Origin of the sequence: Streptomyces sp. IBSNAI002 (genome assembly GCF_052244475.1) — a bacterium.
Lineage (GTDB): Bacteria > Actinomycetota > Actinomycetes > Streptomycetales > Streptomycetaceae > Streptomyces.
Genome location: NZ_JBQPXG010000002.1, coordinates 889,283 through 910,878 on the forward strand (window position 1 = coordinate 889,283; position 21,596 = coordinate 910,878).

13 protein-coding genes and 1 pseudogene are annotated in these 21,596 nt (G+C 67.8%); 7 read left to right on the forward strand and 7 right to left on the reverse strand.

The genetic code is table 11. The features are described 5' to 3' along the window. Positions 1-13 precede the first annotated feature (13 nt). A complete protein-coding gene (locus ACTVZO_RS04345; RefSeq protein WP_443297074.1) occupies positions 14-391 on the reverse strand; it encodes a hypothetical protein in 378 nt (125 codons plus the stop codon). 81 nt (positions 392-472) lie between these two features. On the opposite strand from ACTVZO_RS04345, the gene ACTVZO_RS04350 reads away from it, so the two are divergent. After that, complete coding sequence (locus tag ACTVZO_RS04350; RefSeq protein WP_443297075.1) at positions 473-1,243, forward strand: transposase; 771 nt, start codon at positions 473-475, stop codon at positions 1,241-1,243. 402 nt (positions 1,244-1,645) lie between these two features. Here ACTVZO_RS04350 and ACTVZO_RS04355 read toward each other — a convergent pair whose 3' ends face one another. Next, positions 1,646-2,218 (reverse strand): suppressor of fused domain protein, encoded by a 573-nt coding sequence (locus ACTVZO_RS04355; protein WP_443297076.1) that lies wholly within the window; start codon positions 2,216-2,218, stop codon positions 1,646-1,648. 558 nt (positions 2,219-2,776) lie between these two features. Between ACTVZO_RS04355 and ACTVZO_RS04360 the strand changes: the two genes are divergently transcribed. From ACTVZO_RS04360 to ACTVZO_RS04370, 3 genes and pseudogenes are all read left to right on the forward strand, one after another. Continuing rightward, positions 2,777-4,207 carry a replication initiator gene (locus ACTVZO_RS04360; RefSeq protein ID WP_443297077.1) on the forward strand — a complete coding sequence of 477 codons (1,431 nt, stop codon included), beginning with the start codon at positions 2,777-2,779 and terminating at the stop codon, positions 4,205-4,207. Beyond that, entirely contained in the window at positions 4,207-4,431 is a 225-nt protein-coding gene (locus tag ACTVZO_RS04365) for a helix-turn-helix domain-containing protein (RefSeq protein ID WP_443297078.1), read from the forward strand. Before ACTVZO_RS04360 ends, ACTVZO_RS04365 begins: the two co-directional genes overlap by 1 nt. Beyond that, positions 4,431-5,675: pseudogene (locus tag ACTVZO_RS04370) on the forward strand (tyrosine-type recombinase/integrase). The gene ACTVZO_RS04365 and the pseudogene ACTVZO_RS04370 overlap by 1 nt, the downstream one beginning before the upstream one ends. Before the next feature lie 151 nt (positions 5,676-5,826). On the opposite strand, the gene ACTVZO_RS04375 reads toward ACTVZO_RS04370, so the two are convergent. Genes ACTVZO_RS04375 through ACTVZO_RS04385 form a run of 3 tightly spaced genes read right to left on the reverse strand, consistent with a single transcriptional unit; the run spans position 5,827 to position 12,935 of the window. Further along, positions 5,827-6,087 (reverse strand): hypothetical protein, encoded by a 261-nt coding sequence (locus tag ACTVZO_RS04375; protein ID WP_443297079.1) that lies wholly within the window; start codon positions 6,085-6,087, stop codon positions 5,827-5,829. A gap of 9 nt (positions 6,088-6,096) precedes the next feature. Continuing rightward, positions 6,097-6,891, reverse strand: a complete 795-nt coding sequence (locus ACTVZO_RS04380) for a polymorphic toxin-type HINT domain-containing protein (protein ID WP_443297080.1) — start codon at positions 6,889-6,891, stop codon at positions 6,097-6,099. Between the two features lie 35 nt (positions 6,892-6,926). Then, positions 6,927-12,935, reverse strand: a complete 6,009-nt coding sequence (locus ACTVZO_RS04385; protein WP_443297081.1) for an RHS repeat domain-containing protein — start codon at positions 12,933-12,935, stop codon at positions 6,927-6,929. Positions 12,936-13,612: 677 nt separating this feature from the next. On the opposite strand from ACTVZO_RS04385, the gene ACTVZO_RS04390 reads away from it, so the two are divergent. Further along, a complete protein-coding gene (locus ACTVZO_RS04390) occupies positions 13,613-17,986 on the forward strand; it encodes a LamG-like jellyroll fold domain-containing protein (protein ID WP_443297082.1) in 4,374 nt (1,457 codons plus the stop codon). Positions 17,987-18,144: 158 nt separating this feature from the next. After that, positions 18,145-19,719 (forward strand): PKD domain-containing protein, encoded by a 1,575-nt coding sequence (locus ACTVZO_RS04395; RefSeq protein WP_443297083.1) that lies wholly within the window; start codon positions 18,145-18,147, stop codon positions 19,717-19,719. Positions 19,720-19,833: 114 nt separating this feature from the next. Here ACTVZO_RS04395 and ACTVZO_RS04400 read toward each other — a convergent pair whose 3' ends face one another. Both ACTVZO_RS04400 and ACTVZO_RS04405 read right to left on the reverse strand, forming a co-directional pair. Further along, a complete protein-coding gene (locus ACTVZO_RS04400; RefSeq protein ID WP_443297084.1) occupies positions 19,834-20,049 on the reverse strand; it encodes a hypothetical protein in 216 nt (71 codons plus the stop codon). Positions 20,050-20,347: 298 nt separating this feature from the next. Next, a complete protein-coding gene (locus tag ACTVZO_RS04405; protein ID WP_443297085.1) occupies positions 20,348-21,010 on the reverse strand; it encodes a TetR/AcrR family transcriptional regulator in 663 nt (220 codons plus the stop codon). A gap of 117 nt (positions 21,011-21,127) precedes the next feature. On the opposite strand from ACTVZO_RS04405, the gene ACTVZO_RS04410 reads away from it, so the two are divergent. Beyond that, positions 21,128-21,574: a nitroreductase family deazaflavin-dependent oxidoreductase gene (locus ACTVZO_RS04410; protein WP_443297086.1), complete on the forward strand. Its 447-nt coding sequence runs from the start codon at positions 21,128-21,130 to the stop codon at positions 21,572-21,574. Positions 21,575-21,596 lie beyond the last annotated feature (22 nt).

A 21,596-nucleotide genomic window follows, 5' to 3' on the forward strand; every position in this document is an offset into this window, starting at 1 on the left:
GGCTTCGCGGACATCAGAGGAAGAGAAGCTCGACGTCTTTCGCGACGCAGAGCCGCAGAACAACCGTCAGCTGTTGGGCCGCGTCGATGTGTGTCCGAGGGACGCCGACCTCATTTCGCCACTGGTCGACGATCGCCTCAAGCCGGGGCAGGAGCGCAGCACATTCAGCGGGCGAGAGCTCGCCTCCACCGTCGTCGGGGCGATCGAGGAGGGGTTCGAGCGAGGTGGAGACATCACTCCAGGGGCGTTCCCCGCCGAAGCCCCACATCCCGTCGAGATCGAACCCTTCGGCTCGCGCCAGCTGCCGCCGGAACGCAGCGAAGCCGCTGTAGGACCAGCCGACGTCGGGACTGCTGGTGTCTCCGTCTCCTGGGAACAGGGTGAGCCCCACGTCGTTCTCCCTCCCTCGGATCGTCGAATAGGCAAAGGATCGGTCGGCACCAGCGACGTCTGCAACTGAGATGATCCGTCTGTGGCTGGTGTGATCACGGCGTCGGAGCCGTCCTGGATACTTCCGTTCGCCGGGCTGAACCCGCGCAACTTCGGCAAGCTCGTGACCGTCCTACGGCGCGAGGGCGCGGACGCGGTCCGCAAGGGCCGACCGTGGAGCCTTCCGCTGGAAGACCGGGCGCTGCTGGTGGCAGCGTACTGGCGCACGAACCTGACGATGCGACAGCTCGCTCCGCTGTTCGGGGTGTCCAAGTCGGCGGCGGACCGCATCATCGACCACCTCGGACCAATGCTCGCGCTTCAGCCGCGCAAGCGGTTCACCAAGGACACCGTGCTCATCGTGGACGGCACCCTGGTCCCCACCCGCGACCACTCCGTCGCCGAGAAGTCGAAGAACTACCGCTACTCAACCAACCACCAGGTCGTCATCGACGCCGACACCCGACTCGTCGTCGTGGTCGGCCGACCGCTCGCCGGCAACCGCAACGACTGCAAGGCATGGGAGGAGTCCGGAGCCAAGGCCGCCGTCGGCAAGACCCTCACGATCGCCGACGGCGGCTACCCGGGCACCGGCCTCGTCATCCCGCACCGCCGGGAGCGCGGCCAGACCGAGCTCCCGGACTGGAAAGAGGAACACAACAAGTCTCACAAGCAGGTCCGCGCCCGCGTCGAGCACGTCTTCGCCCGGATGAAGACCTGGAAGATCCTCCGCGACTGCCGCCTGAAAGGCGACGGCGTCCACCACGCCATCCTCGGCATCGCCCGGATGCACAACCTCGCCCTCGCCGGATAGATCAGCGGCTCATACGGCGGCCAGCCCTGCCCAGGGCGATCTGGAGATCATTTACGGGACAACCCTTAGGGATTAAGCGCCCGAATTTCCACAGCCGCACCCAAGTGAAGCCCAGTCGTGACGCTCCAGCTCGATAATGGACGCCCTCACTTTCCCCCCCCACATCCAAGAGCCAGCAGGATCATACCGAACACCCGAGACGAAATTATCAGGCCCGCAACTCCCCTGACACCTGGCCTCCGAGCCCCGCCTCCGCAGACCGGTGTAGGGCCCCACCAGAACATCGTCTGGTGGGGCCCTACACCTGTTTTCAGCAGCGCGCGGTATTCGGTTAGCGGCAGTCCGGGAGGAACCCATCGCTTTACGGCTCTCAATGCGAGCCGTAAAGCGACAAATCCTTTCTCAGGCAATCGGATTTCTGTTGGGGTCCAGCACGTTCACGCTTTCCGCATCCAGCATGGATTCAAATTCGTCAAGGGTCTCACGCTTGACGAAATCGGCCTCACTCTTGTGGATCGGAAGCAGCCACAAGAATCGCGCATCCCCCGCCTCTTTCGGAGCCCATTCAAGTTCAGGACCGTAGGGGTAGGGCAGGCTCACCAAGAGATGATCCGTGCGCGAATCTGGCATCCAGGGGCGGCCAATATTGATCACCGATCCCACATCCAGCCGATGAGCCTCAAACGAGTGATAGTGACTCACCATCGCCAGCGTTTCTGAGTGAATGCCAGCGGCCACGGGGGACATGACGAAGAACTCAATTCCACTGCCTGCGGATCCGTGTACAGAGGACCCCACTGTCACATAAACCCAGGCCTCACCATCACGCTGGGGGTAGACCCGGTAGGTGGCGAAATGCGGAACTCGCTCCAGGATCGGCCCGCGATCCCAGGGGGCGGATTCCACAATATGGCCATCCCAGAATCTCCGAACGTGCCGCTCAAGAGCCGACAATCGTTCGCCTTCTTCGGCCATAGCCCCAGATTCCTTTTGATTGCCTTGGAGACCTTCGCCATTTCGGCCCCCTGCGATCGCTGGCAAACCTCACATACAGCCCCGTTGATGCCGTCATTCTTTGCGTAGGCTCTTCGCTCCGCGTTCGTCATTTCTGACCCTCCACCACGGTAGTAGTAGTGAAGAACCAGCGGCGGGTCGTGCTCGGGAACTGGGGCGTCGGTTGCCCCTCACCCGCCGCTCGCGCCGCACGTCCGCCAGGGCCATTTGTCTGAGAGCCGCCATAGTGCGTAGCGCGACTGTAGGGCGCTGTGGCCGTGACCGGGTTCTCTAGGTCACTCGCAACCCCGCTGGAATCCACTTCGAACCTGGCGCCGCCACAGTTGTGAACCAGGACCGGCGTGGCCCCCGCCAGCACATAGTACGTGTGCTGGCAGCCCCTCCTCTAGCTGCGTTTATGCATGTGGGAACGGGTTTGGCGGTCCGCCGGAGTCCGTGGTTGTGCGCCTGGATCCGTGGTCGTTGCCGTCGCTACTGCCGTCAGGAGCCGGGGTTCTCTTGCGGGGTGGGGATCGCCACGTGGCAAGCCCCGCCGTGCGGGACCTGCTCCACCTCGTCAACCACCCCGACTTCGAGCGCGCACACCAGCAGATCGAACGCCTCGGCGGCTGCACCGAACCCGTACGCCTGACCGGTAACACCACCTCCGTCGACACCACGACTGGTGAGGTGCTGCGCTCCTACACCACGACCGACGAGCCGACGGGCAGCATGCACACCGCGTGTGGCAACCGGCGCTCCTCGCGCTGCCCGGCCTGCTCCCGCATCTATGCCGCCGACACCTACCACCTCATCCGCGCCGGCCTGACCGGCGGCAAGACCGTCCCCGACACCGTCCGCACCCACCCCCGCGTCTTCGCCACCCTCACAGCCCCCTCCTTCGGCCCCGTCCACAACCGCCCCACCACCCCGGGCGGCGATGTCCGGCCCTGCCGCTGCCGCAAGTTCCACGAACCCACGGACACCCTCCTGGGAACGCCGCTGAACCCGGTGACGTACGACTACGCGGGCGCGGTCCTGTTCAACGCCCACGCCTCCGCACTGTGGGCCCGCTTCACCACCTACCTGCGCCGTGAGATCGCCGCCCGACTCGGCATGACCCAGAAAGCCGCCCGCGCCGTCCTGCGCGTCTCCTTCGCCAAGGTCGCCGAGTACCAGAAGCGCGGCCTGGTCCACTTCCACGCCGTCATCCGGCTCGACGGCCCCGACGGCCCCGACGGCAATACCCAGCCCCCACCCTCGTACGCCACCGTCGCCGTGCTCGCCGACGCCATCCGGGCCGCCGCCTCACGGGCCCGGGTCACGATCGAGTCGGACGCGGTCGGGGAACGTGAACTCGTCTGGGGCGAACAGCTCGACGTACGCGAGATCGCAGCCTTCGGCACCGACGCCGAATTCACCGACCAGGCCGTGGCTGCCTACGTGGCCAAGTACGCCACCAAGTCCGCCGACGCCTCTGGCACTCTCGACCGCGCCCTGTTCTGCCGCCCCTGCCAGGGACGCGGCGCAACCCTCCTGCCCCACGGGACCCCGCTCCCATGCACTGCCTGCGGCGGCACCGGACAGGCCCGGCCCATGCCCCGGCTCGCGGTCGCCCGTCACGTACGGCAGATGATCCGCACGTGTTGGGAGCTGGGCAAGCTGGCGGAGTTCGCACACCTGAAGCTCTGGAAGTGGGCGCACATGCTCGGCTTCCGCGGCCACTTCTCCACCAAGTCCCGCTGCTACTCCGTCACCCTCGGCGCGCTGCGCGACGCCCGCCGCGCCTGGCGCACCGACCAGGCCCGCGCCCAAGCCGGGCTGCCCGAGCCTGACCCGGGGACAACCCTCGTCGTCGGCCACTGGGCCTACCAGGGCTCGGGCTACAGCCCCGGCGCCGGACTCCTCGCTGCCACTGTCTGGCACCGCAGGCAACTGGAATGGCAGTTCGTAGCGGAAGGGGGCTGTTGATGACGTCGTACCAGCCCTCCGCGTCCCATCAGGGGCCGATTACGTCGCAGGAGCTGCTGACGGTCCCCCAGGTCATGGCGCGTCTCCAGCTCGGACGTTCCGCCGTCTACGACCTGCTCCGGACACGGCAGCTCGCCTCGATCACACTCGGCCGCGCCCGCCGCATCCCCACCCGCGCGCTCACCGACTTCATCCGCACCCGCCTCGACCAGGAAGCCGCCTGATGACCACGCCCCGCGACCCCAGCCCCTCCCGCCGCATCCGCGCCAACGGCGACGGCACCGTCTACCAGCGCAAAGACGGACGCTGGGAAGCCGCCGGCTACGTCCTCGCCCCCGGCAACACCCGCAAGCGCATCCGTGTCTACGGCACCACCCGCAAGGAAGCCCTCACCAAGCTCACCGAGAAGATCGCCGCCAGCAACCGCGGCCTCCCCGTGCCCTCTGCTCAGGACAGTCTGGCTGCGTACCTGACGTACTGGCTGGAGAACGTCGCCGTCCACCACCTGCGCGAGAACACCCACACCCGCTACACCGCCTGCGTCGACCAGTACCTTGTTCCCGGCCTGGGCAAGAAGAAGCTCGCCAAGCTGTCTGCCAAGGACGTCCGCACCTGGCTCAACCAGCTCCGCACTACCTGCCAGTGCTGCACGCGCGGCATCGATGCGGGCCGTGATGAGGCCCGATGCTGCGCCGTCCGAGCGTGCTGCTCCAAGCGGCTGTCTCCGCTGACGCTGACCTACATCCACTCCGTCCTCAAGTCCGCCCTGGAGCACGCCGTGCGAGAGGAGGAGATCCCGCGCAACGTCGCCCGCAACGTCCGCACCGGCGCACCCTGACCCCGACGCTTCGAACCCCTCACCGCCACCGAAGCCCGCCAGCTCCTCACCGCCGCACAGGGGCACCGGCTGCACACCCTGTTCGAGCTCGCCCTCCACACCGGACTCCGCAAGGGCGAACTCCTCGGACTTCGCTGGGAAGACCTCGACCTCGACGCGGGCACCGCCGCAATCCGCCGAACCTTGCAACGCACCAACGCAGGCGGGCTCACCACGCTACCCACCAAGACGCGGGCCTCCGAGCGCCGAATCGCCCTTCCCGCCCGCTGCGTCCAGTCGCTGAAACTCCACCACGAACAGCAGCAGCGCGAGCGCGAGGTAGCAGGCACCACGTGGCAGCACAACGGGCACGTATTCACCACCGCGCAAGGCAGAACGATCGACCCCACCAACCTCACCCGCACCTTCACCACGCTCCTCCGCAAGGCCGGCCTCCGCCGCATCCGCTTCCACGACCTCCGCCATTCGACCGCCACTCTGCTCCTGGAGCAGGGGGTCGAACTCATCGTGATCAAGGAACTCCTCGGCCACGCCCACATCGGCGTCACCGCCACCGTCTACGCCCACGTCCGGCTCCGCCTCCAGCACGATGCAATCGACCTCCTCGGCCGCGCCCTCGACCACCCCTGACACACGGCACGGCAACGACGGCGAACACCCAATGGTGTTCGCCGCCGTTGCCGTCAACTACTGCCGTCAGACACCACTGAAGCCCCATCAGTCACACCGATGGGGCTTCAGATTTGCTGTCATAACCAAGTGGAGCCGCTAGGTGTCAGCCCTACGCGTCGCCCATCAACCCGTCAGCAATGCGACGAGCCGTGTCATCCGCGACTTCACTCCACACCACCAAGCCCATGGAATCAAATTCCTCCAAGAGTGCCTTCCGAATCTCTTCCATCGAGCGTCCACCATGGGTCCGACGGACATTCGCAACAGCGCGTTCAAATTTCTTCAAGTGCTCTTGAACGATCGGAATGTCCTTGTCGTACTCTGCGGGGTCCACCACTCGCACGTCACCGCCAATCATTCTCGCGGCCATCCACTACGACTATAGGTTCCTGCGATAGACCTGCTGCAAGTGTGACATCGCTTCTGGGCCGAAGATGTGCTCAAGCCTCCCGCTCACCTCATCGGTGACCCGGGTCGTTATATGCCCCTCTGCGGTCAATCGATCGTACGTGCATTTACACATACGGAAGATGAGAATCGCCGGGCGATCACCGGTAGCCGTACGGCTACCGCCAAACGTGGCAGCGGCGCTCAGGGTATCCGAGTCGCCAGGGCTCACCCGATAAGTGAACAGGTTGCCGGGCTGCCCCACACCCCCACCGCGGGAATTCCCACGGGCCGCATCGCCGCTCAATCCATTGGCCTCGATGTTATCGGCATGAGTTGAGCTCGTCCCATGCACGAAGTCCATAGATTCGTTGCAATTGTGAACGAGTACTGGGGTGGCCCCCGCCAGCACATAGTACGTGTGGAAGTCGTCGACGGTGAGGTTGTGCGTGGTGACCGCGTACGGGTAGTTGCGCGTGGTCTGGACGGTGAGGGTGGTGCCGTTCGGCTGGCGGAGTTGTTCGCCGATCGTGAGGTCGCCGGCGTCGATCCACTGGTGGCGGGTCTCGCTCCAGTAGGGGTGGTGGGAGGTGGAGGTGATCGCTACGGGCGGGCCGCGGGGGCTCGCGTCGTCGGTGAGGGTGAGGTCGGTGAATTCCTTGTCGTCGGGGGTGGTGATGGTGGCGGTGACCTGCTTCGGGCGGGTATCGCCGGTCTGTGGGTCGGTGGCCATCACGGTGTCGCCGCCCTGGACGTCCTCGATGGCCTTGGTGCTGCCGTCGGCCATCTGGACCTTGGTGCCCGTGGGGAAGCTGTTGGTCTTTACGTCGCAGCTTCCGGAGCTGCTGCTCCTGGAGTCGGAGCCGCTGCCCTTCGCTTCCGCGTCGGCGTCGCCCTTGCCTGCTTTGGACTCTGTGCCGGCGCTGTCGCTGGCTGACTCCTTTGACGCTTTCGCGTCGCCTGACTTGGACGCCTTCGATGCCGCTTCGGCTGCTTCGGAGTCTGCCTTCTTGGCCTTGGTGAAGGCCTCCATCGCCTGGGAGGCTCTGCGTTCGGCGGCGTTGAGGGCGTCGTAGTCTTGTTGATCTCTTTGTAGATCTTGAAGGCCTTGATGCCGATCTTGATGGCCTTGAAGAGCTTGCCCCAGGGGACGGAGTTGAGGGCCGTGTTGATGCAGGCCATCACGTCGCCCTTGGTGAAGCAGTCACGGGCGTCGTTGTAGCCGATCAGGTCCATGACCAGGTCGACAACCGCGTGCTTCAGCTCGTCGCGCTTCTTCTTGAGCTTGGTGACCTCGTTGTTGGCGCTGTTCAGCTCATCCCCGGGAGACGGGGTGCTGGTCTCCTTGTGGCTCGGCATGGTCTGGGTCTTGACGTAGGAAGAGCCGCCGCATTCGCCCTGCTCGCACTTGTACGCCAGCCCGCTGGGGTCCGACTTGTTGAACGGGTCGTTGTTGGAGTAGGCGTACGCGTTCCACTGCTGCGGGTCGCCCGCGTCGATGATGGGGTCGGGGCTGATGAAGCGGCCCGTGGTGGGGTCGTATTCGCGGGCGCCGAGGAGGGTGAAGCCCGTGGCTTGTTCCTTGGTGCCGCCGACGAAGCCCTTGTCACCGGCCCAGGTGCCCGGTGCGGGCTGGGTGCCGCGTTCGTTGCCGAACGGGTCGGCGGGGCGGCGGACCTGGGCCAGGTCGGTGGCGTTGAACTGGACGCCGTTGGTGCCGTGGTGGTCCGAGGACTGGTAGGCGAGGTTGGAGGCGCCGGCGGTGGTGGTGCGGGTGATGGACAGGCCGCCGGGGGCGCCGTAGGTGCGGACGTTGGAGACCTTGCCGGTGGCGGCGTCCAGGGTGATCTGGTCGGTGCCGAGGTTCAGCGTGGTCTTGCCGGGGTCGCGGCGGATGAGCTGGTTGCCGCCGGTGCCGTAGAGGTAGCTGGTGCCGGCGCTCTCGCCGGTGCCGATCACCTTGTCGAGCTTGCCCTGGTCGTTCCAGGTGAGGGTCTTGGTGCCGGGGGTGCTGGTGATGGAGGTGGTGTTGCCGGTGGCGTCGTAGGTGTACGAGGTCACCTTGGGGCTGGTGCCACCGGTGGTTTCGGTGGACTTCATCAGGGCGTGCGGGCCGCCCGTTCCGGTGCCGGTGTTGGGGCCGGCGGCGAAGGTCTGGGTGACCGTCGTGTCCTTGGCGGTGTTGCCGGTGACGTCCTTCTTGACCAGCTTGGTGCGGTTGCCGATCTTGTCGTACTCGTACTGCTGCCAGTACGGGGCCGACCCGCCCACGCTCGGCTTGCCGGTGCCGTCGACCGCGGGGCCGGTGGCGTTGGCGCAGCCGCCGATGCCCCGGACGCTGGGCTGCGCGGCCGTGGTGGTGGCGCCGGTGTCGGTCCAGGCCTGGGTGAGGCGGCCCAGGTAGTCACTGGTGAAGCACTGCAGGTCGCGGGCGGTGCCGTCCTGCGTGTTGCTGATCGAGGTCAGCTGGCCGGCACGGTTGTAGGTGTAGTCGACGACATCGACGCTGGCCCGCGTCGCGGTCTGCTTGTCCAGGGTGGAACGGACGGGCCGGCCGGTCGCCAGGTCGTAGTCGACCGTGGAGACGATCTGCTTGCCGGTGTCGCCGATGGTGGTGCGGATGGCCCGGCCGTACGGGTCGTAGCGCATGTCGACGACGTACGGGGTGATCTGCGAGTTGATGGTGCTGTCGAGGGAGGTGAAGCTGCCGGCGATGTTGCTGCCGTAGGTGAGCGTCTCCGCGGCGAGTCCGGCGGCCGTGATGGCCGGCAGCTCGGTGGTCTTCAGCTGGCCGTACTTGTCGTAGGTGTTCTTGGTTTCGTAGGTGCCGGCGAGCTGCTTCTCGGAGGCGGGGATGGTGACCTTGGTGCCCAGGGGGCGGTAGCCGTTGTCGTAGCCGGTGATCTCGGAGACGTAGGCGTTGCCGGAGGCGCCGCCGGTGAAGCGGGTGGTGGTGGCCGGCTTGCCGAGGGCACCGGGCTTGGTGTCGTAGGTGAAGGCTCCGACCTGCTTGGCCGGGTCGACGGCCGTGCCCTCGTAGGTGCCGGTGGTGCGGCCGAGGAGGTCGGTGACGGTGGTGGCGCTCTTGCCTCGGGCGTCGGTGGCGGTGACGAGGTTCTTGCTGTCGTCGTAGACCGTCGTGGCGGTGCCCGAGTCCGGGTCGGTGGTCTTGACCGTGCGGCCGAGGAGGTCGTAGGCGAAGGTCCACTCGTTGCCCGCGGAGTCCTTGCGGCGCAGCTCCTGGCCCTGCGTGTTCGACTCGTACGTCGTCTCGTCGTAGTCGGTGCCGGTGGGGGTGTTGGTCTTGTACTGGCGCAGGAGGGAGGTGGTGCCGTTGGTGACGGTGGCCGTGGCGTAGCCGCCGGCCGGCGGGGTGGTGCGGACCTCGTCGGCGCCCGGGTATTCGGTCTTGGAACGCCACTGCTCGATGCCGAAGGACTGGAAGACGGAGGCGGTGGGGCGGCCGAGGCCGTCGAAGACCGAGACGGTCTGCGCGGGGATGTGGTTGTCGGGGGTGACTCCGCCGTTGGGCAGGAACAGGGCGCCGCCGGGGGCGGCCTGGTCGTTGTAGTACGGGGCGCTGGTCTTGACCTGCCAGCCGTGCGAGTCGAAGAGCGCGTCGGTGACCATGCGGCCGTAGGCGCCGGACGGCGTGTGGGCCTGCGTCTGGCGGATACGGCCCAGGCCGTCGTAGATGGTGTAGCTGGAGATGTACGAGTCGTCGTTCATCAGCGTCTGGCTCAGAACGGTCGTCGGCGCGTTGGCGCCGTTCATGCTGTACGAGAACTTGCGGACCGGCAGGTCGTTGGCGGCCTTGTTCTGGCCGGGCTGCCAGACGGCGGTGACGCGGCCGAGGGCGTCGTAGGTCTGTTCGGCGACGTGGCCGTTCTCGTCGACCGTCTTCAGCGGCATCGCGCGGCCGGTGTCGAGGATGGTGGTGGTCTTCCAGCCCAGCGGGTTGGTGTGGATGACCTCGTAGGGCAGGGCGTTGGGCAGGGCCTTGTACTCGGTCTTGGTGACCGCGCCGTCCGGGTGGGCGGCGTCCTTGCGGACCTTGTTGGTGGTGGTGCTGACGCGGCCGTGGACGTCGTAGGTGGAGGTGACGTTGAGGCGGTAGACCGGGTTGCCCGCTCCGTCGTACTTCTCCAGGACCTCGGTGCCGGTCTGGTCCGCGGTGGTGCCGGCCTGGCCCAGGGGCTTGCCGTCGAAGTAGGCGCGGGTGTCGCCGACCGTGTTCGCCGCGTTCGGCGTCTGGGCGCAGCCCCCCGTTCCCTTGAGGACCAGGGTGCGGGAGGCCAGCTGGGTGAGCGCTCCGCCGGGGCCGTCGGCGTAGGTGAAGGTGGTGCACAGACGCTGGTCGGGACGGGACAGTTCACTCTTGTCGTCGACCTGGAGCGGCCGGGAGAAGGGGGTCTTGTCGTAGGTGGAGGTGCGCTCGCTGGTGCGCCAGGTGCCGTCGGCGAGCTTGGCGCGGCTGGTGACCTTGTCCGTGTTCATCACCCAGGCGGTGATGGCGGGCATGCCGCCGGACTGGGCGCGGGTGGCAGTGGCCTTCTCGCCGAGGAGGGGGTTGGAGACCTCGTCGGCGATGACGGTGCCGCCGTCTCGGTCGAAGGTCTGGGTCTGGCGGACGAAACCGGAGAACTGTTCCTGGTCCTTGATGGTGCCGCCGTGCGCGTCGGGGACGTTCACGGTGCGCTTGCTGCCGTTGGCGAGGACGTCGCCGTCCATGCCGCGGAGGAAAGTGGTGACCGATTTGGTGCGCGGGGCTTCGGCGCTGTTGCCGTTTCCGGTGCGGGTGGTGACGGTGGCGTAGCCGCGGAACTGGTCCCAGGTGCGGGTCTTGGGGTCGGTGAACTCGGAGTCGTTGCGGTGCCAGGCGATGCCGCCGCCGTACTCGTAGTCCGTGACGACGCTGACCTGGCCGCCGACCTTGTCCTGCTGGGTGACGGACTGGACGACGATCTTGTGGAACCAGTCGTCGACCGGGTCCGGGAAGGACTGGCCCGGCAGGTACCACTTGACCGGCATGCAGGCCATCGTGTTGCTGTCCGCGGCCGCGGGCATGGTGCCCTTGACACGCGAGCACTCAGGCGCCTTGTAGACGACGTTGATCTGGCCACCGGTCTCGGTGTTGATCGTCTGGATGCGCGGCCGGTTGAACCGCGACGCTCCCGCGTCGGTGCCGTTGGGACGCTTGACCACGCCGTCGACCCGGTTGGGGATCTGCAGGGGCGTGAAGGAGACCGCCGGGACGGTCTGCTTGGTCCGGGCGTTGAGTGCGGTGCGCTGGATGGACTCGAGCCACATGGTCGGCGCGGTGCCGTCACCCGAGGGCTCGAAACGCTGCTTGAGCGCGTAGGAGTCGATGTTGCGGTAGCCGCCGGTGCCCAGGACCTCGGTGTCGATGGCCGTCATGCGCTTGGTGGAGAAGTAGGTGGGCGACAGGTTCAGGCACTGCCCGGTGGCCGCGCACTCCTGGTCGACCGGGGTGTCGCCCCAGGCGGTGGGGTTGGACTTGCGCTTGGTCGCGTCACAGGACGCGCCCGTCTCGAAGCAGCGGTCGGCCGTGCGCAGCCAGATCTGGGCGGCGGTGTTGGCCTTGCCCTTGGCGGTGATCTGGTCGGGCAGGCGCTGGCCGTAGCCGATCCAGGTCGGGTAGGAGGCGCGCTGGTAGAGCGTCGGGGAGCCGTTGCCGTTGTTCTGGCCGCCTCCGCGCCCGTAGTAGTTGTCCTCCTGCTCGTAGCGGTAGGAGATCAGGTTCTGGTGCGGGTCGACGACGTAGTCGAGGTTCCACTGCCAGCCCAGCTGCTGCCAGGTGCCGTTGGCGGGGGTGTCCGCGCCCAGGCACTTGTCCTGGCCGCTGTTGAAGTACACCGGGACGGTGGAGACGGACTTGGCCTCGGGGTCGGTGCCGTCGCCGCCGGGCAGGCGGTTGGAGCCGAAGTAGTACTGCGTACCGTCGGTCGTGGTGACCTTGAACCCCTCGCCCTTCCAGGCCGCGTTCCGCTGGCCGGTCAGGCGCTCGATCTTCGTACCGTCATCGCCCTGCAGGCGGTACACGCAGGTGGCGTCGTCGCGGACGATCTGCCCGGCGTGGCCGGCCAGGGACAGGGACAGGATGTCCCCCGCCCAGCACTCGTCACCCGACTCCGCGATACCCGCGTCCTTGCAGCCCTTGTACGAGCGGGAGATCGAGCCCGGATGCCAGTCCCATCCTTCGCCAATGAGTCCGGACTGGGCGTTCGTGGACGCGGTACGGCCGTCGATGGAGGCGGAGTCGTAGCCGAGTACGACGCTCGGCGCCGCCCCGGCGATGGCCGAGGGCACCTCGGCCGTGTAGCCGTACGTGAAGTTCGCCGCGTTCGCCCCGGCCTGCCAGGAGGCGGATGGCAGCAGGGGCGTGGCGGAGTAGTCGCCCAGGTTGCTGGACGGGCCCGGCTCCACTCCCAGTGCGATGCCGTCCGCGGCCAGCACCTGCGGGGTCTGCTCGGCAGCGGTCTGCGCGTCGGGCTTCGGCATCAGTACGGAAGCCGCGGCTGCTGCCTTCTTCGACACCTCTACCTCTGCCACCAGGCGGCCGGAGGCATCGCGGTGTGAGGCGACCGGTGTGCGGCTGGTGCAGCCGGGCGCGCCCGGAGTGGTCAGGGCGCACGTGGGCAGCTGTACCAGCCGGGCGCGGGCCGCCCAGTTCGCGCTGCCGTTCTTGGCCCATGCCGAAACGTCGAGACCGACCTGGACCTTGCCGGCAGCCGCAGCCCCCGCTGCTCCGGTGAGAGCGATGAGTGCACCGTTCACCCCGGCGGCCTGGGTCTTGGCCTTGTCCTTCACCTCGACCTTGAGGCTGCCGGGCTCGACACCCGCGACCGACGACTTTGCGCCATTCGCAGGCGCGATCCAGACAGGCAGCGCACCGGCCTGAACTGACGCTGCGCCAGTGTCAGTTCGCGCCGCGCTCGCATCACCCACTGCAACGTTCGCCGCGCCCGAGGGGAGCTTCCCGTTCGATTCGGGAGTCCACTTGTCGCCCTTCGATGCCTGGCCCTTCGCGGGCTTGGCATCCGAGCCCTTGACCGCCTTGGCGCCCGGAAGCGAAGTATTGGGTGGCGCCCACACCTTGGGCGGTTTATCGGCCGCCGTGACCAGGGGTACCCCCAGTCCGGAGAAGAGCACCGCAAGCACCGAGACGATCGCGACACGCGAACGCACAGTGCGCGAGCGCACGAAAACGCGACTTCGACGAGACAACCGGATCCCCCCACAGGACACGTACACACGAAGACCAGGCGAAGACGGCCCAGGTCAAGCGCACCCTACGTACAGTTCGTTCGATTTTTCATCGGAGCCTCAGATTCCGCTCCAGTGACTCACATCACCTACGGTGCGGGTTGGGTGATCACCCTTCAAAACGGGCGTCGACGCCCAACAAACTGTTGACAGGATTGCAGGCGTGAAGGAATTGTGCGGCTGACTTCTGTCCGTCTCGCAGCTCAGGGGGGACACCTAACGTGAGACTGCCTTTCCTTCCCGCGCGGAAACCGAGATCGAGTGGCCGCAGGCCTCGGTCATCGGGCATCGCTCTGCTCCCGATCGCCGGTGCGGCTGCTCTCTCGCTCGGTGCCGGCCTGATCGTCGCGCCGCCCGCCTCCGCCGAGGACTCCCGCGGCCACGGCCCGGCCAACAACACCTGGCCGGCCCCCACTCCCCGGCCGCCCTCTCCTGAGTCCGCCGCGATCGACACTGCGAAGGCCCATGCCAAGAGCAGCGGCAAGCCGGTCGTCATCAACCACCTGACGACCGCCACCTCGCAGACCTTCGCCACTCCGCGCGGCACGCTCTCCACGGACAGCACCCCGGTGCCGGAGCGGGTCAAGAACTCCTCCGGAACCTGGCAGGCGGTCGATGCGGCGCTCCGCACCAACGCCGACGGCACCGTGAGCCCGGCGGCGGTCCCCTCGAAGCTCACCCTCTCCGGCGGCGGTACCGGCCCGATGGCCACCATGACCACCGCCGACGGCAAGAAGCTGGCTCTCAAAGCGCCCTTCCCGCTCCCCAAGCCCGCGCTCAACGGCGACAGCGCCCTGTACTCCTCCGTCCTGCCCGGCGTGGACCTCGAGCTCAGCGCCAACACGCTCGGCGGCTGGCGCCAGGTGCTCATCGTGCGAACAGCCGAAGCCGCGGCCAACCCCGCTCTCAAGAAGCTCCAACTCACCGTCGAGACCGACGGACTCACCGTCAGCGCAGACAGCGCCGGCAACCTCAAGGCCGCCGACGGCCAGGGCAAGACCCGCTTCTCCGCCCCGACCCCACTCATGTGGGACTCGGGCACTGCTACGCCCCCCGCCCCCTCGAAGTTCGCAGGCGCCCTCGCCAAGCAGTCGGCTGAGGCCACGGACATCTCCATCCCCTCGAGCACCGACGGCCCCGGCAGCGACGCCGTGGTGAAGAAGATCGGCACAACCGTCGACGCCCAGGGCATCCAGATCGTCCCCGACGCCGCTCTGCTGGGGCAGGGCACAGGACCTTGGTACATCGATCCGGGCTGGAACCCGACCATCGACAACGCCAACCAGGCCTGGGCCCAGGTCCAGGAGGCCTACGAGGACACCAACGGGTACAACGGAACGCAGTACGGGCAGGACAAGCCGGCCACCGGCTACTGCGGATACAAGTTCGGCAATCCGCCCTGCGAAGGCGTCGGCCGTACCCGCGCCTACTTCCAGATCGGCCTCGACTCCCGGCTCCACGAGGCCGAGGTCATCAACGCGACGTTTCACGCGACCGTCGTCTCGTCCTCCAGCCCGAGCACCGTCACCCCGATGGGCCTGTACTCCACCGGCTACATCGGCAACCCGACCAGCTGGCGCCAGCAGCCCTGTGCCAACAACGCACACATGGGCGCCAGCTGCAGCAAGGTCGCCGGCACCAACATGTCCGGATCCGGCGACATCCAGTTCGACGTCAAGAACCTGGTGAAGACCGCGGTCGCCAACAAGTGGCCCACCATCACCCTCGGCCTGGCCCCGGACAACGAGTACGAGAAGCTCTACCGCCAGCGCTTCAACAACACCCCGCACATCGTCGTCGAGTACGACATCACCCCCACCGTCTGGTGGCCCCGCACCAGCCCCACCCCCGGCTTCGCCGACACGGCCTCCTACGCCGAATGCCGCACCCCCGGCACCGCCAACCCCTGGGACAACCCCGGCTGGGTCGGCGCCAACAACAACATCACCCTCACCACCTCCACCTACTCGGCCACCGGCCAGCAGCTCTACACGGGGTTCCAGTACTGGGACGATGACGACGGCGGCAAGACCATGTACGCCGACGCCGGCTGGAACAGCAGCTACGGCGCCGTCACCGTCGACATCGGCGGCCTCACCGACGGCCACCAGTACGGCTGGCAGGCCCGCGCCACCGACGGCACGCTCACCAGCAGCCCCACCGAGATGTGCTTCTTCCGCGTCGACCGCACCCCGCCGACCGCCACCGTCACCTCCACCGACTTCCCCGCCTCCGGCACCCTCGGGGCCCACCCCAAGTACGCCGGCGAACTAGGCACCTTCACCCTCACAGGTGCCGACCCCGCCCCCGTGGGCGGCGGCCGCAGCTCCGGCCTCGCCTGCGCCCGGTGGACCACCGACCCCGTCAAGGCCGCCGCCACCGGCTGGAAGTGCACCGACTCCGGGCCGGGCATCGTCAAGCTGACCGGCGGCAAGGCCAACGTCAGCATCCAGGCGCCGCACTGGGGCACCAACTTCGTGTACCTGCAGACCCAGGACAACGCGGGCAACATGTCCCAGCCCTTCGTCTACAGCTACTACGCCCCCTCCAACCCGGACGCGGGTACGGCCGTCTTCGGTGACATCACCGGCGACAACAAGCCCGACATCCTGCTGCCCGACACGGCGGGCGACCTGCGCAAGATCGGCGGCGGTGAAGACCCGTACGGCGCGCCGCGCGCCAAGATGGTCACCGCGGTCGGAAATTCCGGCAACTGGAACGGCATTCAGATCAGTCACCGCGGCAGCCTCGGCCGCAAGACGGTCGACGACCTCTTCGCCCATCAATCCGGCAGCCCCAACCTGTACGTCTACCCGAACGACGGGAATGGCGGTTGGTTCGACGGGCAGGCGTCCAGCAAGATCGACAAGCCCACCGGCTGCGTCAAGTCCGACAAGACCACGGTCATCCCCTGCGCCACCTACGGTTTCGGCACTGACTGGACCAAGGTGACCCAGATCGCGGCGTTCGGCGGGGTGGCGGGCGAGTCCGGCGGGACCCTCCCCCAGACATCCCTACTGTTCGTCGAGAACGGACGGCTCTGGCTCGCCACCGCCGGCACCAACGGCCAGCTGGCTCCGCAGGCGATCCTGCTCTCCGGGAACGACACCAAGTGGGACGGCTACGAGCTGATCGCACCCGGCCGCGCCCAGGGCACGGCCTACCCCACGCTGTGGGCCCGCTCCAAGACGGACGGCGGCACCCTGCACGCCTTCACCGTCAAGAGCGCCACCGACCTCACCGGGTTCACCGACCCAGCCGCAGGACTGATCGCGGGCAAGGTCGACCCGAAGATCTACCCCCGCGTCGGCTCCAACGGCGACATCAGCGGCGACAAAATTCCAGATATGTGGGCGGTAAACACCCACCAGCAACTCGTCTCCTTCTCCGGCATCGGAACCCCTCTCGACGGCTCGAATTCCCACCCCACTGTCACTGGTGTCGACACCTCCTCCGTCGGCTTTGCGGACCTGAACCGGCCAGCCGCCCAATGGGGTCTCACCGGCCTTGCGGTCGGCAAGGCCCGCGACGAGATCGGCTTCGAAGCCGTCACGGCGCCCGCTGGCAACAACCCCGCGACTCCCGCAGGCATCACCTTCGCTCAGGAAGCGATCGGCGGCAGCGCCACCACCTACGCAGCGTTCAACGGCAAGGCCTCCAGCATCACCAGCAACACCAAGGCCGTCGACACCACCAAGAGCTTCACCATCAGCGCCTGGGCCAAGGCCGACACGGCCGAGGGTGGTGTCGTCGTCAGCCAGGACGGAACTCGGAGCAGCGCGTTCTACCTCTTCGCCGACCCGAACGGCCAGGCGTGGCGGTTCGCGATCGCCCGCGGTGACGTCGACGGCCTCGACTACGACTGGACCGACCTCGCGGAGAACAGCACGGCTCGCTTCACTCCGGGCGCATGGACGCGCCTGTCCGCCGTCTACGACGCCACCACCGGCCTGATGCGCCTCTACGTCAACGGCACTCTGGCGGGCACGGGCCACCACACCGCAGCCCTCAGCCAGGCCCCCACCGGCCCGCTCGTCATGGGTCGGTACAAGAAGGACGGCCAGCCCGCTCACCTGACGGACAAGGGCTTCAGCGGCGGCGTCAGCAACCTCGCCGTCTACCCGTACGCCGAATCCCTCACGGCGCCGAGCACGTCCAGCCCGATCCACCTCGCCGGCGCCGCAGCGCACTGCATCGACAACGACTACGGCCGGGACACCGACGGCAACAAGATCCAGATCGCTGGCTGCAACGGCACCAGCGCCCAGCAGTTCCAGATCCGCAACGACGGCACCATCCAGACCAACGGCAAGTGCCTCAACGCCGCCGGCTCCGGTACCGCGAACACCACGCTGATCGAGCTCCGCAGCTGCGACTCGAGCGCCGGCCAGAAGTTCTTTCCCCGCGCCAACGGAGCCCTGTACAACCCCGCCTCCGGCCGCTGCATCGACCTCGGCAACTACGACACCACTCCCGGCCACCAGCTCTGGCTCTTCGACTGCAACCGCTCGCCGGCTCAGACCTGGACCATTCCCAGCTTGGGCACGGCTCTGCTGCCGCTGCCGGTCCCGGTACCCGGCCTGCCCACCCCGTAGCACCCCCACCAGCCGAGCAAGGGCCCGTCGCCCCGCACCGGGTGGCGGGCCCGTAGATCCGTACGCCCAACACCGAGAGACACAGGGAACCCGTGCCGAAGCGCCGACTCGTCATAGCCGCAGCTGCCCTCGCAGCAGGCGTTGGACTCATACCCGGCATGGCCCAGGCCCAGCCGGCAGCACCGCAACCCCACAAGGCCACCTCTCCCGACATGGACCCGGCTACGGCCGAGGCATCCGGTGCCGAGGTCTTCAAGAGCTCCCCGGACCAGAGCGTTCGCAGCCCACTGCCGTCCGCGCAGAACCAGGCGGCATCGGCCGCCGAGACTCGGAATCTCGCCGTCAAGCTGGACAGCTGGAGTACCTCCGCCCACGGGATGCTCGCCTGTTCCACTTTCAGCGGGGCAGAAGGCCCGCTCGCCGTCACCATCTCCTGGGGCGACGGCACCACGGACACCGTCACCGCCGATCCCACCGAACCGCTGGTGAGCAATCACGCGTACGCCGAAGTCGGCACGTACACGATCACGGTGACCGTGACCGATACGACGACCAAGACGCAGGCCGTCAACAAGGTGACCGTCAAGACGATGGGCTCGGACTTCACCCCGCACGCCCCCTTGCGGCTCCTGGACACGCGCAACGGCATCGGTCAGGAGAAGGGCAAACTGCACGCCTACGGCTCCACCAGTCTCAAGATCAGGGGCAACGGTTCGATCCCCGACGACGTCACCGCGGTAGTCCTCAACCTCACGGTCACCAACACCACCAGCAGCGGCCACATCCTTGCTTGGGGCACTGGCCACGACAGACCCAGGACGTCCAGCGTCAACTACGACGCGGGTGAGACCGTGCCGAACCTGGTGATCATGCCGGTCGGCCGAGACGGGTACGTGAACCTCGACAACAGAGGCTGGGAATCCGTCGACCTCATCGCAGACGTGACCGGATACTTCACCACATCCGCGTCCAGCGGCTACACCTCCCTGCCACCCACCCGGTTCGTCGACACCCGCACGGGGCAGGGAAGCGCAAAGGCGCAGGTCGCCGGCCAGGGCTCATTCGGCGTGCAGATGACCGGCGTGGGCGGCGTTCCGAAGGGCGCCACCGCCGTGTCCCTCAACGTGACGGTCACCGATCCCCGCGAGGCCGGCCACCTGACCGTCCACCCCAGCGGGCAGGCAGCGCCGACCGCCTCCAACCTGAACTTCACCGCCGGTCAGACGGTCCCCAACTCGGTCATCGTGCCCGTGGGACCAGATGGGCGGATCATCATCCGCAATGGGTCCTGGCAGGGCACCGGCGTAGTCATCGACGTCAACGGCTACTACGCGCCCGGAAGCCAGGCTGCGTACGTGCCGAGCCTGGGAGGGTCGTACCGCATACTCGACACACGCCAGACCGGCAGCCCGCTCGCGGCGCGCGACTACGCCCACCTTCTGGCCGCACCCGATATCGAGGCGCACGCCGTGAACGTCACGGTCACCAACACGACCGGCGTCGGATTCCTCTCCGTGGCCCCGGACCCGAACTCGCCCGAACAGTACGAGAACGGCACCGCCACACCGCCCGCCCGTCCCGTCTCCTCCGCTCTCAACTGGACCGCGGGCAAAACGGCAGCGAACCTGGTCCAGGCAACCCCGGCGGACAAGGGCATGGTCGCCTTCTGGAACCAGGGCTGGGAGAACACCGACCTGATCGTCGACTACTACGGCTTCTACGAATCCAGGTGATCTCCGGATGCCCACCGGCGGGGCGTGGCACCGCCCCGCCGCCGGCACAGGACCCAAGCTGGTGCCACGTCCGTCCCCGACGCCACTGGCCGAATCACGCCACCTGCATCGTGGCTAGCGGCGTTTCCTGAGTTCCCGAACCGCAGGTACCGCTGCCAGACACAGCGCCACCGCCGTGGCGAATCCGGTGCCGCCGGAGCGGACGACCGTGGGGAGGCCGCCGCCCACGAGGCTCTCCACGAGGCCTGCGGACAGGGCGATGACCAGGGCGAAGAGGAACATGCTCAGCACCCAGAGCGCCCAGACCGGCTCTGTGTACTCCGCGTGCACATCAGGCGCGGTGGTCGTGGGTTGCGTGGCCGTTGGACGCAGTCCGGCGAGCCAGCCTGTATTGGCTGTGGAGCGCGCCGAAAGCGGAGGGATCCGCTTGCTGGTGGCTCGGTGTCCCGAGACGGAGCTCGGCAGCCTGTCGGTCTACTCAAGGCAGGGGCAGCCGTCGCGAGGATGGAGGGTGCGGCGAGACGGGGCCAGCTAATCAGTCACGGGGCACAAATAGACATGCAGAGCAAGACCTGGGCCGTACCGACCGCGCACCGCGGCTCAGCGGTCACGGCCGGATCTCAGGGGATCAGGGCGAGAGGGCCGCGGCGATCATCCGCCGGGTGACGGAGGTCAGTTCGGTGAGGTCCGGCGCCGGGCGGGAGCGGGCGGAGGCGCCCGCCAGGCGGTCGTAGAGGAGCCCGTCGGCCCAGGCGACCAGCAGGTCGGCCGCCTCTTCGGGGCGGTCCGCGCCGAGCGCGGCGAGTACCGCCGCCGCCCGGGCCCGCGCGCCCTGGCCCGCCCGGTGGAAATCGCTCTCCAGCTCCGGGTTGCGGGCGGCCTCCAGACTGAGTTCGAAGCGGGCCAGCTGGCGTTCGCGGCCCGCCGTCAGCCAGCGGTACAGCAGCCCGGCGAGAGCCGCCGCGGCGTCCTCTCGGCCCGGCGGCCCGAGCGGTACGGGCGTCCCGAGCGGCGAAACGGACGGCGGCGCAGGCGGCAGCGGCGGCCCGTCCGCGTCGAGGTCCGCGAGGTCCGCGAGGTCCGCGAGGTCCAGCTCCGCCAGCCGCGCGTAGCAGGCGCCGATCAGCGCCGTGCGCGTACGGACGTAGTACGAGGTACTGCCCGCCGGAAGCCCCGCCGCCGCGTCGACGGCCCGGTGCGTCAGGGCCCGCAGGCCGCCCGCGGCGACGAGGCCGATCGCGGTGTCCGCGATGAGGGTTCTGCGGTCGGGGGCTCGGTCCGGGGTGGGCATGCGGTCACTCTACAGATGTAGAGCGACCGCCCGGCACGGAATGACACCGTGCCCACAGGCGTTGCGACTCGTTGTTGAGGTTCGTTGACCGTTCAACACGAAGGCAGGCAGACCGCCATGACGACCGAGATCGACTGGGACCACCCGACCGACCCGAAGCCCGGAAGCTGGCAGCTCGACCACGTCAAGCAGTACGTGGGCTCCAACGGGGCCGAGGGCCAGTTCTGGAACGGCACCCAGACCCTGCTGCTCACCACCGTGGGCCGGGTCTCCGGCAACCCGGTGCGCACGCCCCTCATCTACGGGGAGGACAACGGGCGTTACCTCATCGTCGCCTCCAAGGGCGGCGACCCGGCGCACCCGCTGTGGTACCGGAACCTGACCGAGAACCCCGAGGTCCGCATCCAGGTCGGCCCCGAGATCATGCAGGGCAGGGCCCGTACCGCGACCTCCGAGGAGCGCGCCGCGTACTGGCCGCTGATGGTGAAGCACTGGCCCTCGTACGACGAATACCAGACCAAGACCAGCCGTGAGATCCCGATCGTCGTCATCGAGCCGGTCTAAGCCGCCGGCTAGGCGGGAGCGG